The organism is Pseudomonas sp. WS 5410, from assembly GCF_012985645.1.
GTDB classification, from domain to species: Bacteria; Pseudomonadota; Gammaproteobacteria; order Pseudomonadales; family Pseudomonadaceae; genus Aquipseudomonas; species Aquipseudomonas shahriarae.
Map to the genome: position 1 here is coordinate 209,141 of NZ_JAAQWS010000001.1, position 12,481 is coordinate 221,621.

Here is a 12,481-nt window from a genome sequence, read left to right on the forward strand (position 1 = left end):
CACTTAAGGGGAAATCGCGAGCGCTGAGTGTGCTCGCGGTGGCTTTGGGTCTGACTGTTGGATGGTCTGAGCCAGGGTACGCATGGCTGTATTTTGCTAACTCTTCTGCTGGCAGCTGTGCCGGTACCGCTAGTGGTACTGTGGGTCGGACTGCCGTCTCGGGGGCGATTGCAGAACCGACTGCCGGCAGTGGTGCTTATATAAACGTTGCCGGTTGCAGTTCATCCGCTGGAAGCTTCGATGGAGCTACTATTTTTGGCAGCTTCTCTACCGTGACCGGGCTCGGTGGAACAGTAGTCGGATATTCTGCCAAAGCCGTCAAATGGGCCACTGCGATAGGGTTGGAAGCCAATGCGTCGGGTACTGCAAGTGTCGCTTTGGGCTACGGTAGCGTTTCGAATCAGACTAATAGCGTGGCCATCGGTGGTTCCGCTGGGACCGGCACTACTTCGCTTACAGCAGTACAGTCCACTACAGCGTCCGGCGCGGGTGCCGTTGCCATTGGTAGTAACACCACCCGTGGGGCCCAGGCCGGGGCCGCCGATTCTATCGCTCTGGGTGGCCAATCGACGGTGTCGGCGACTGCTACTTCCGGTGTTGCAATCGGGCTTCTAGCATCCGTAACCAACAGCGCCACCAACAGCGTGGCTATAGGTAAGGGGGCAACCACCAGCTCGGCCTCGGCCGTGGCAATCGGTGACAGCGCGCTCGCCCAGGGTGGCAAAGCCGTATCGATCGGTGCCGGAAACACTGCGACAGGGAACGGTGCAGTGGCTATCGGGGATCCGAACGTCGCCACGGGCACGGGGGCTGTCGCTATGGGGGCCGACAACACTGCGAACGGCCAAGGGGCTGTCGCGCTGGGTAACACCAATACGGCCACTGGCCAAGGTTCGGTCGCACTGGGAAATACTAGCAATGCGGCTGCAGCAGGCGCCGTGGCGCTGGGCGATACCGCAGTGGCTAACAATACCAACGATGTGGCGTTAGGTTCGAAGTCAACGACAGCTGCTCCGCATACCGGCACTACTGCGCAATTTGGTGCTACTGCAGCGGGCGTGCAAGCAGCGGCTTCGACCAATGGTGTGGTGTCGGTGGGTGCGGCAGGTACTGAGCGCCAGATCCAGAACGTTGCGGCAGGCGTGATTTCAGCCACCAGCACCGATGCTATTAACGGCTCTCAGCTGAATTCGGTCGTCACCGGCGTCAACAACCTGGGCACCACAACAGCCAGCACGCTGGGCGGTGGCGCGACCTACAGTCCGGCGACGGGGAATATCACCGGCTTTAGCCAGCCGATCAATAGTGTCAGCGCTACCGGGGCTGTGGCTGGGCCTACAGCGCAGACCACGGTTGCCGCTGCCCTGACAGCGCTCAACACCAACGTTGATAACACGGCCAATATCGCCGTCAAATACGATGCCGCCGGCGGTACCAAGATCACTTTGGGTGCGACGGGTGGCACCGGAGCAGGTGCTCCGGTGACGATCACTAACGTGGCACCGGCGACGTTGAATGCCACCAGTACGGATGCGGTGAACGGGTCGCAGCTGTTTGCCACCAACACCACGGTCAATAACATCAACAACGGCGCGGGTATCAAATACTTCCACGCCAATTCGACTTTGGCTGACAGCACCGCCACCGGTGTCGATAGCGTCGCAGTGGGACCCACCGCCAGCTCCACTGCCACTAACGCTGTAGCCCTGGGCAATGGCGCGACAGCAGGATCGGATAACTCTGTAGCCCTGGGCAGCGGGTCTTCCGCCACTGGCGCGACGCTGGGCACCGCTGCCTATGGTGTCGGCGGCACTGCCACCACTGGCGGGGAAGTCAACGTGGCCAACGGCGCTAACGGTCGGCGCATCACCGGCCTTGCCGCGGGTGCTTCGGCCACCGACGCGGTCAACGTCAGTCAGTTGAACAAGGCAGGGCAGGACACTGCCACCGCCTTGGGCGGCGGCGCAGCGCTCGACCCTACGACCGGTACCTGGACCGCACCCAACTATGCCACTAACAGCATCAATACCAGCGGTACCAACACTGGCGCACTGACCAGTAACAACGTCGGTGCAGCCCTGGGCAACCTCAATACCGGCTTGACCAACACCGCAGCAGTTGCTGTGAAATACGACGATGCGGCTACAAAAACTCAAATTACCCTCAACCCAAGTGGTGCGGCGACGACGCTGACCAACGTGGCACCGGGTGCGTTGAACGCCACCAGCAGTGATGCGGTAAACGGGGCGCAGCTGTTTGCCACCAACACCACCGTTAACAACATCAACAACGGCGCGGGTATCAAATACTTCCACGCCAATTCGACCTTGGCCGACAGCACCGCCACCGGTGTCGATAGCGTCGCAGTGGGACCCACCGCCAGCTCTACTGCCACTAACGCTGTAGCTCTGGGCAATGGCGCGACGGCTGGGACGGCTAACTCAGTCGCCTTGGGCAGCGGCGCGACAACTGCTGCCGCGACCGCCACGGCCAGCGGGGTAATCAATGGCACCACTTACACCTACGCGGGTGCAGCGCCTGTTGGTGTTTTGAGCCTGGGTAGCCTGGGTAACGAACGCCAACTGAGCAACGTCGCCGCAGGCCAGGTCACTGCCACCAGCACCGATGCTGTGAACGGCAGCCAGTTATTCTCCACCAATACCGCCGTGAACAGTTTGGGCGCTACGGTGAATAACATTGTTGCCGGCGCGGGCATCAAATATTTCCACGCCAACTCCACTTTGGCAGACAGCACCGCCACCGGCACCGACAGCGTTGCAGTGGGACCTGCCGCCAGCGCAACCGCTACCAATGCGTTAGCCCTGGGCAATGGCGCTGCGGCAGGAACGGCTAACTCTGTGGCCCTGGGCAGCGGCGCTTCCGCGACTGGCACGACCCTGGGCACCGCTGCCTATGGCATCGGCGGCACTGCCACTGCTGGCGGGGAAGTCAACGTGGCCAACGGCGCCAACGGTCGGCGCATCACCGGCCTTGCCGCGGGTGCCTTGGCCACCGACGCAGTCAATGTCAGTCAGCTGAATAAAACCGGCCAGGATACGGCGGCAGCCTTGGGCGGCGGCGCTACGCTTGATGCGACTACGGGCGTATGGACCACGCCGAGCTATTCCACCAACAGCATTAGCGCAAACGGTGCCAATACCGGGCCTCTGGTCAGCAACAACGTGGGCGCGGCACTGACGAATCTCAATACAAGCCTGACCAACGTAGCCGCAGTAGCCGTGAAATACGACGATGCGACGACCAAAAACCAGGTGACCTTCAACCCCGCAGGCACCGCAGTAAAGTTGACCAACGTTGCGGCCGGCGCCTTGAACGCCACCAGCACCGACGCAGTGAATGGCTCGCAGCTGTTCGCGACTAACCAGACGGTCGACAACCTCGTCAATAACGGCACCGGTATCAAGTATTTCCACAGCAACTCGACCCTCGCCGACAGCAGCGCCACGGGTCAGGACAGCGTGGCGATGGGGCCTGCTGCTGTGTCCACCGGTGTCAACAGCGTTGCCCTGGGCAATGGTGCAACGGCCGGTTTCGCCAACAGCGTTGCGTTGGGCTCGGGTTCATCCGCCACCGGCGCAACACTGGCTAACGCAGCTTATGGTGTGGGGGGCGCGGCAACGGGTGGCGAAGTCAACATCGCCAATGGCGGCAATGGCCGCCGCATTACCGGTCTGGCAGCAGGTAGCTCGGCCACAGATGCTGTCAACGTCGACCAACTGAACAGAGCAGGGCAGGACACCGCGACCGCTTTGGGCGGCGGCGCAGCGCTTGATGCGACGACAGGCGTATGGACCGCGCCGAGCTATTCCACCAACAGCATCAGCGCGACTGGCAGCAACACCGGGCCTCTGGTCAGCAACAACGTTGGCACGGCACTGACGAATCTCAATACAAGCCTGACCAACGCAGCCGCAGTAGCCGTGAAATACGACGATGCGACGACCAAAAACCAGGTGACCTTCAACCCCGCCGGCACTGCGGTGAGATTGACCAATGTCGCGGCCGGAAACTTGAACGCCACCAGCACTGACGCAGTGAATGGCTCGCAGCTGTTCGCAACCAATCAGACGGTCGACAACCTCGTCAACAACGGCACCGGCATCAAGTATTTCCATAGCAACTCGACACTGGCCGATAGCAGCGCAACCGGCCAGGACAGCGTAGCCATTGGCCCGCTCGCCAGCGCAACCCTTGCCAATGGAGTGGCGCTGGGCGCCAACTCGTCCGCCACGGGCACGACATTAGCCAATGCGGCTTATGGTGTCGGCGGCGCAGCGACGGCGGGGGGCGAAGTGAACATCGCCAACGGCGCTAATGGCCGTCGCATTACCGGCCTGGCGGCAGGCAGCTCGGCGACAGACGCTGTCAACGTCAGCCAACTGAACCAGGTAGGCCAGGACACGGCGACCGCTCTGGGCAGCGGCGCAGCGCTTGATACGGTTGCCGGGACATGGACAGCTCCCAGCTATTCCACCAATAGTATCAGCGCAACCGGTGCCAACACCGGGCCTTTGCTCAGCAACAACGTTGGCGCAGCACTCACCGACCTCAACACCAGTGTGACCAATACTGCGTCGGTGGCAGTGAAATACGACGATGCTGCGGCCAAAACCCAGGTGACCTTCAACCCCGCAGGTATCGCGGTGAAGTTGACTAACGTTGCGGCCGGCACCTTGAACGCGACCAGCACCGACGCAGTGAATGGCTCGCAGCTGTTCGCGACCAATCAGACCGTCGATAACCTCGTCAATAACGGCACCGGCATCAAGTATTTCCACAGCAACTCGACACTGGCCGACTCCCAAGCCAACGGTCTGGACAGCATCGCGATCGGGCCACAGTCCATTGCCGCAGGTGCCAATTCATTCGCGGCCGGCTCGGGGGCCACTGCGACGGCTGCTGGCGCCCTCGCGCTGGGACGTCTGAGCCAGGCTCAGGTAGCGGGCGGTATCGCACTGGGCGAAGGTTCGGTCGCTGACCGTGCCCTGGCACCCACCACCGGTTCTATCGCTGCTGGGAGCGGGACGATTATCTACGACACTTCGGATGCCACTTTGCTGGGGTCGGTGTCGGTGGGCAAGGCCGGCAGCTACCGCCAGATCACTAACGTGGCGGATGCCACCGACGCTCACGACGCCGTGACCCTGCGTCAATTGACCGGGGCGATGGGCTCGTTGAGTTCTACCGGCACGCTGTATTTCCACGCCAACTCGACCAACCCGACGGACTCGCTCGCCAGCGGTAGCGAGTCGATCGCGGTTGGCCCGGGCACCGTGGTCAACGGTGATAACGGCATTGGTCTGGGCAATCAGGCGTCTGTCAGTCAGGCCGCCGCCGGTGGTATTGCCATTGGTCGCAATGCCCAAGTGTTGTTGGCGTCCGGCATCGCCCTGGGCAGCGCCGCGCAGGCCGCAGCCGAACAATCGGTTGCACTGGGTGCTGGTGCTAATGCCAGCCACGCCATGAGCGTGGCGCTCGGCTCAAGCTCGCTGACCACCGTCGGTGCCGAGACCGGCTACAGCGCCTATCGATTAGCTGCATCGCAGACGTCAGTCGGCGAGATCGGCATTGGTACGGCGCTGGGCAGTCGCAAGCTGACCGGGCTGGCAGCCGGCACGCAGGACACCGACGCGGTCAACGTGGCGCAACTCAAAGTGCTCGGCACACAGGTGGATCAGAACACCTCGGACATTACTAACCTCGACGGTCGGGTAGGGGGGCTTGAAACACTGATCGGCTCGGGCGGTGGCATCAAGTATCTGCACGTCAACTCGACCAGGGCTGACTCCGCCGCCACTGGCACCGATGCCATGGCGCTGGGGCCTCAGGCACAGGCTTCGGGCAGTGGCTCGGTGGCGTTGGGCAGCGGCGCCACGGCGTCTGCCAGTGGCAGCGTGGCGATCGGCAGTGACTCCAGCGATGCCGGTCGGGGTGCCGAAACCTACAGCGGCAAGTATTCGGGTGAGAACAACGTGACCTCGGGCACGGTTTCGGTGGGCAATTCGACCACCGGCGCAACCCGAACGATCAGCAACGTTGCCGACGGCAAGAACGCCAATGATGCGGTCAATGTGCGCCAGCTCGACGGTGCAGTGGCCGAAGCCAAGCAATACACCGACGATTCGATTGCCAATCTGAACGCCGAAGCGGGTCAGCAGGCCGGGCGCATCACCGCCGTCGAAGGAGATGTCAGCAACCTCAAAAACGGTACCGACGGCATGTTCCAGGTGAACAACAGCAGTGCCGCATCTAAGCCCAAAGCCACGGGTGCCGATGCGATCGCGGGTGGGGCAGGGGCGCAGGCGTCGGGTAACAACAGCGCGGCGGTCGGTACGCGGGCTCAGGCGACCGGGGAAAACTCGGTTGCGCTGGGTAACGGGGCCAAGGCTTCGGCCAAGAATGCCACGGCACTGGGGACCAATTCGGTGGCTGACCGCGACAACAGTGTCTCGGTCGGCAGTGCTGGCAATGAGCGGCAGCTCACCAACCTCGCGGCGGGTACAAGCGGTACGGATGCAGTGAACGTCGACCAGTTGAACCGAAGCGTGGAGGGCATCACCACGAATGCCAATGCCTACACCGATCAGCGCTACACGGAGTTGAAAAAAGACCTCAAGTATCAGGACGAAGTTCTCAGTGCAGGTATCGCCGGCGCGATGGCCATGTCCAGCCTGCCGCAGTCTTATTCGCCGGGTTCCAGCATGACGACGGTTGCAGCGGCCACCTATCGCGGTCAATCGTCGCTGGCCTTCGGCGTATCGCACATGTCAGCCAACGGTCGCTGGGTGACCAAGTTACAGGGCAGTACCGACACCCAGCGCAATATCGGGATGGCGGTGGGTGTCGGTTATCAGTGGTGATCTGCTGGCAAATATTGCGCAGCCCTAATCCAACTTTTTCAGGCAAAAAACATGAATATAAAAACCATTTCCGTCGCCATCCTAATCATGTTGGCGGCCTGGGCCGGTTACGAGAAATTCCTGGCAGACCGACCTACGGATACCCCGCATACCTGGCTGCGTGTTCCGGCATTGGCTGTAATCCAAGACGCGATTTTGCAAATGTCGCCCAGGTTCAACGAGGCGAACAAAGCCCCGATTATGAAGCAGCTCTGTGCATTGGCCCGAGGCGAAGTGAAACAGGAAGAGGTCAACGCCTTCCTCAAACAGCAGGGGATTGACGCGCAAACTTTGCCTCGAGAGGGCAGCCCGTTTTCGTTGTTGATCAATGGTGATCAGCCGGGTCAAGCCACTGCCTGTGCGGCATATTTGGCGACGAGCGTGCTGTCGACCGTCAACGTGGGCGAGTTCATGCTCCCCGTCATTGCACCGGCCGCCAACGGTCAGCCAGAAAAGTCGTCGTTGCAGATTGATAACCCATTGCTGACGTCGGCGCTGTCGATCAAGTTGGCCATAGCGCGGGCCAACGCCGATATCTTCGCCTTGATCGCCGTCGAGTTGCAGCACAGGCCGGGCCTAACGATTCCACAATACCGTGAACAGGCTGGGCAGCTGTTTGCTCGCCTAGCCCAGACTTACCTGCAACGCATCAAGGAACAACTGCCGCCTGCGAACACGCAGTACACGCTGCTGCAAATGGATGAAAGCCGCTTCATGTTCAGTAGTTCTGTCGGCAGCGTTTTCGAGTTTGGCCGCAATGGTCTGATCCTCAGTCAGGGCGGTATCGTCTGGTATGGCAAGGGGCGGTTGATGGGGCAGGAATACCCGCTGCAGGTGGAGTACTTTCCCGCAGCCGTCGAACCCTTGCTGACATCTCCCGCGTCGCCACTGTCCACCTCAATCCAGTGAGCACGCGTAGACACGCATTAACTATCGAAACGTATATTGCATGGAGGTGGATGATGGCTGAAGCCGTCGACAGTAGGGTACAGCGTCTGCATTGCATGCGGTGTTAAGGTCAGCGGCCCCGTCCTGACGCCGGCATTCCTCGCGCGGTTGCCAGTGATGCTGGCTCTGCTTGGAAATGCGCAAAACAAGATATTGGCGTGGCGAAAACTGGCATTATCAGGCTGGCGCGTTGCACGCGATGAACATGCGCCTTCAACGAAGCCAGATCAGTGCCGATACATACTGAAAGCTCGAAAATTATAGGTTAGGGTTGCTAAAAATCTGGAGGATCAGCCATGCCCCGTAATATTGCGTTCTCTACGTTCGTATCAGTCGGCTGCGCAGAGTGCCGAAATCTAGAAGGGTTGGGGTTCGATTTCATAATGGCATTCCAGCCAATCGTTAACGTAAGAACGCGCACAACCTTCGCCTATGAAGCCCTTGTACGCGGGGTGAACGGTGAGTCGGCGGCGAGCATCTTGGATCAGGTTAATGATGACAACCGATACCGCTTTGACCAAGCATGCCGAGTCAAGGCTATCGAGAGAGCGACGGAACTAGGTTTGCTGGGCATTCCAGACTGCAAGCTCAGTATCAATTTTTTGCCAAATGCTGTGTATCGACCCGAAACCTGCATTCGAGCCACTCTGGAGGCTGCCAGACTGTTTGGGTTCCCTCCAGAGAGACTAATGTTCGAAGTGACCGAAGGTGAACGTGTTGATGACCCTATGCATCTAAAGGGGATTTTCGAAGAGTACAAGCGTCAAGGTTTCACTACATCTATCGACGATTTCGGCTCGGGTTACTCGGGGTTGAATTTATTGGCGATGTTCCAACCTCATGTGCTAAAAATTGACATGGCTCTCACAAGAAACATTGACAAAGACCCGGTTAAAACTGCAATAGTCGAAGGTATTGTTTTAGTCGCAAACCGTTTAAATATAGTGGTTGTGGCCGAAGGTATTGAAACCCGTGATGAGAGTGATGCATTACTCCGCTTAGGCATAGATCTTATGCAAGGGTACCTCTTCGCACGACCTGATACATTTCTACTACCGCTTCCAATTTATTCCTAACTGAAAATTTCATAGCGCACATCGTTGTAGGCTCAGGTTGTGATTTTTGGTGTGACCTTCTAAAACGCCTAACATCACATCGACCTCCTGGCTAAGCAAGTGATTTTGGCTTGAGTACAAAAGGGCCTGTGATGGCCATTTTTTGGCTCAGCACTGGGCAGGTTTACTACGCCGGCAGCGCTCAGAACAGTAACGAACTTCCTCCCAGCAGCGCGCCCATTTCTTCCTCCATAGGAAGGGAAGGCCGCAAGTCATGCAGGTTTTGACCGGGAGTTCACTCTTTTTCAAAATGATTCACCGTTATCTAAGTTTGCGAGCAACAATTGACCACGTTGCCAGAGCGCTTGCTGCTTTGATTCAGGCATTCGGTCGAGGTTTTTATACTGCATGCCCATACGGTGATTGCTGCGCAGGCGGTCGCTGTGACGTATCAGGAAGTGCCAATAAAGCGCATTGAAAGGGCAGGCGTCATCTGTGGTGCTTTCGCTCACCTTGTACGCGCAGCCACGACAATAATCGGACATGCGCTTGATGTATTGGCCGCTCGCACAGTAAGGCTTAGATCCCATGTAGCCGCCGTCTGCATGCATGACCATACCAAGTGTGTTGGGCAACTCCACCCAGTCGAACGCGTCCATGTAGATTGCCAGGTACCACTCACATATTTGACTCGGCGCGATACCTGCGAGCAAAGCGAAATTGCCGGTAACCATTAGCCGTTGGATGTGATGAGCGTAGGCATGCTTAAGGCTTTGGTTAATGGCCTGGCGCATGCAGTTCATCTTCGTTTCGCCTGTCCAGTAGAACTCTGGAAGCAACCTTGTGTTGCTGAATTCATTTCCGTCGGCATATTCAGGCATCTTCAACCAGTAGATGCCTCGGACGTATTCCCGCCAACCGATCAGTTGACGAATGAAGCCTTCGGCAGCGTTCAGCGGAATCCGCTGCGCCCAGTACGCGGCTTCGACGTCGCTGCACAACTGGCGCAGATCCAGCAGGCCGATATTTAGCGCGGCGCTGATCCGCGCATGAAACAGGAAGGGTTCGTCACTGGCCATCGCATCCTGGTAGTCGCCGAACGCAGCCAGGCCCCAATCGAGAAAGTAATCCCACAAGGCTTGGGCATCGGCGTGGGTTACCGGGTAGTCGAAGGTGTCGAGGGTGCCATAGTGGCCGGAGAAGTTTTTTGCCACCAGCGCCAGCACTTCCTGGGTGATGGCATCGGCCGAAAAGCGCATGGGTGAGGGCGCTCTCGCCCCTTTGGGCAACGCCTTGCGGTTTTCGGCATCAAAGTTCCAGGCGCCACCGACCGGGCTGCGGTCGCCATTAAGCAACAAGCCACTTTTGCGCCGCATCTCGCGGTAGAAGAATTCCATGCGCAGCTGCTTTTTGCCCTCGGCCCAAGACGAAAATTCGCCGCGGGTGCAGAGAAAACGGCTATCGCTATGCCACTGTATCGTTAAGCGACAGTCCTTGAGCGACTGCTCCAGGCGCCAGTCACCGCACTCAGTCAGGTGCAGTTGCTGTGGCTGAAGCAGTGAGTGCCAGCGCCGTAACTCGCCGGGCACCGATCCACTGTTGTGCGGATCATCCAGGCTGACGTAGTGCACGCGGATACCGCGCTGCTTCAACGCCTCGGCAAAATGGCGCATCGCACTGAAGATCAGCGCGATTTTTTGTGGGTGATGGGGCACATGGCTTGCTTCCTCCATCACCTCGACCAGCAACACCGCATCGCGCTGGGGATCCAGCCCCTGCAATGAAGCCAAGTCCCAAGACAGTTGGTCGCCCAGCACCAGGCACAGTCGGCGAATCTTACTCATTTGCCAGGCCCCCGGCGCAACGTGACTCACCAGGGTGCCGCCAGCGAGAAAGGAATGCGTAACGACTCGATATCGTCATGGATCTGCTTTCAGCCATTCCAAACGCTGCGCCAAGCGCACCGCTGGCGCCTATCACCAAGGCGTTCATTTCAAAGGAACTGTTCATTGAGTCTCTCCTGCAAGCCTGCGCGAGCTCCGAGCGTTAACTGCGTTGCCCAATCAGTTGCAGGAACTCCAGCCGCGTAGCGGACGACTCACGAAAGGCGCCCAGCATCACTGAGGTGGTCATCACCGAGTTTTGTTTCTCCACGCCCCGCATCATCATGCACATGTGCTTTGCCTCAATGACCACGGCCACGCCGGCCGCATCAGTGATGTGTGCAATAGCGTCGGCAATTTGCTTTGTAAGGTTTTCCTGGATCTGTAAGCGGCGGGCGAACATATCGACGACCCGGGCGACTTTTGACAGGCCCAGCACCCGCCCAGTGGGGATGTAGGCGACATGAGCCTTGCCGATGAAGGGGAGCAGGTGATGCTCACACAACGAATACAGTTCGATGTCGCGCACGATGACCATTTCATCGTTTTGCGATTCGAACAATGCGCCGTTGATCAAATCCTCTAGACTGATCGTGTAGCCATTGCACAGGTACTGCATCGCTTTGGCTGCACGCTGGGGAGTATCCAGCAGTCCTTCACGCTCAGGGTTCTCGCCGACGCCGACGAGAATTTCACGGTAATGCTCGGCTATTGATGTGTTCATTAAGATTCCTCGAAGCCATGCTGCTCTCACCGTCAAATTGCAGCGCCAGTGGTCAGTTTTTATTGTACATTATCTAATGCGCTGTATAGGTTCTGTATAGGGTAGGCCTAAAAAAACCACCTGACAATGTGCGCCATTCCTAGGCGTGATGCGTATGGGTGGCTGTCGCAGGCACCATTTCTGCGCGATGCGCGTGCCCCCCTTGGACAGACCGTCGGAGTCCGTTTGTGTGGCTGTAACGCCGACCTGAGGATTCAGCTGTACAAATTAATTGTTTTGTATAGCTTTTTGCGTGCCCGCAGCTGCAATCCCAATTGCTGGGCGGTTCTAAACCCCTGAGACCGTTGAGGAGTTGCACATGTTAAAGGTATTGATAGTTCTGCTAAGCATTGGTCTCGCGAGTTGCAGCCGGGTAGATGTGCATACTTACCGCCAGGAGATGCCCACCCTTGAGCTACGCGATTTTTTCGAGGGGCGGGTCGAAGCTTGGGGCATGTTTCAAAAGCGATCAGGTGAGGTGGTCAAGCGCTTCCACGTGGAGATCAATGGCCAGTCCGAAGGCAATAAGTTAATACTCGATGAGTCATTTACTTACAGCGATGGCACTAAACAAAAACGGGTGTGGACGCTAACGCCAGTTGGTCATAACCAATGGCGCGGAACCGCTGCCGACGTGGTGGGGGAGGCGCGTGGTGAGATGGCAGGCAATACCCTGCGCTGGAAATACGTACTGAGCCTTCCTGTGGATGGTAAGGAGTATCAGGTTGAATTAGACGACTGGATGTACCTTATGGACAAGAACACCATGATCAATCGCTCGTTCATGACCAAATTCGGAGTGGAAGTAGGCCAGATCACTTTGTTCTTCCGTAAGTGCGCCAATCGCGATTTGACTGCGGGCAGACAGAATCCTTTCTCTTGCTAGTCTCTTCTGAACCATATCTTACGAAA

Annotated in this window: 7 protein-coding genes; 4 read left to right on the forward strand and 3 right to left on the reverse strand. The window is 58.4% G+C overall.

What is annotated here, in order from left to right:
* Positions 1–818: 818 nt before the first annotated feature.
* From HBO24_RS29440 to HBO24_RS00895, 3 genes are all read left to right on the forward strand, one after another.
* Complete coding sequence (locus HBO24_RS29440) at positions 819–6,881, forward strand: YadA-like family protein (RefSeq protein ID WP_275942181.1); 6,063 nt, start codon at positions 819–821, stop codon at positions 6,879–6,881.
* A 51-nt stretch (positions 6,882–6,932) separates the two neighbouring features.
* Positions 6,933–7,829: a hypothetical protein gene (locus HBO24_RS00890; RefSeq protein WP_170059139.1), complete on the forward strand. Its 897-nt coding sequence runs from the start codon at positions 6,933–6,935 to the stop codon at positions 7,827–7,829.
* Positions 7,830–8,164: 335 nt separating this feature from the next.
* On the forward strand, positions 8,165–8,944 hold the full coding sequence (locus HBO24_RS00895) for an EAL domain-containing protein (protein ID WP_169989717.1): 780 nt from the start codon (positions 8,165–8,167) through the stop codon (positions 8,942–8,944).
* 147 nt (positions 8,945–9,091) lie between these two features.
* On the opposite strand, the gene HBO24_RS00900 is transcribed toward HBO24_RS00895, so the two are convergent.
* The 3 genes from HBO24_RS00900 to folE form a co-directional block, all read right to left on the reverse strand.
* Positions 9,092–9,232: a DUF2256 domain-containing protein gene (locus tag HBO24_RS00900; protein ID WP_120733116.1), complete on the reverse strand. Its 141-nt coding sequence runs from the start codon at positions 9,230–9,232 to the stop codon at positions 9,092–9,094.
* Positions 9,229–10,767 carry a cryptochrome/photolyase family protein gene (locus tag HBO24_RS00905; protein WP_170059140.1) on the reverse strand — a complete coding sequence of 513 codons (1,539 nt, stop codon included), beginning with the start codon at positions 10,765–10,767 and terminating at the stop codon, positions 9,229–9,231. The genes HBO24_RS00900 and HBO24_RS00905 overlap by 4 nt, the downstream gene beginning before the upstream one ends.
* A 202-nt stretch (positions 10,768–10,969) precedes the next feature.
* Positions 10,970–11,530, reverse strand: a complete 561-nt coding sequence (gene folE / locus HBO24_RS00910) for a GTP cyclohydrolase I FolE (RefSeq protein ID WP_169989715.1) — start codon at positions 11,528–11,530, stop codon at positions 10,970–10,972.
* Between the two features lie 358 nt (positions 11,531–11,888).
* Here folE and HBO24_RS00915 point away from each other — a divergent pair, with 358 nt between their 5' ends.
* Positions 11,889–12,455: a DUF3833 domain-containing protein gene (locus HBO24_RS00915; RefSeq protein ID WP_170059141.1), complete on the forward strand. Its 567-nt coding sequence runs from the start codon at positions 11,889–11,891 to the stop codon at positions 12,453–12,455.
* Positions 12,456–12,481: the final 26 nt, after the last annotated feature.

Coding starts and splice junctions, on each gene's coding strand:
- HBO24_RS00905 (WP_170059140.1), bottom strand. CDS start 10,767: ATGAGTAAGATTCGCCGACTGTGCCTGGTGCTGGGCGACCAACTGTCT.
- HBO24_RS00895 (WP_169989717.1), top strand. CDS start 8,165: ATGCCCCGTAATATTGCGTTCTCTACGTTCGTATCAGTCGGCTGCGCA.
- folE (WP_169989715.1), bottom strand. CDS start 11,530: ATGAACACATCAATAGCCGAGCATTACCGTGAAATTCTCGTCGGCGTC.
- HBO24_RS29440 (WP_275942181.1), top strand. CDS start 819: ATGGGGGCCGACAACACTGCGAACGGCCAAGGGGCTGTCGCGCTGGGT.
- HBO24_RS00890 (WP_170059139.1), top strand. CDS start 6,933: ATGAATATAAAAACCATTTCCGTCGCCATCCTAATCATGTTGGCGGCC.
- HBO24_RS00915 (WP_170059141.1), top strand. CDS start 11,889: ATGTTAAAGGTATTGATAGTTCTGCTAAGCATTGGTCTCGCGAGTTGC.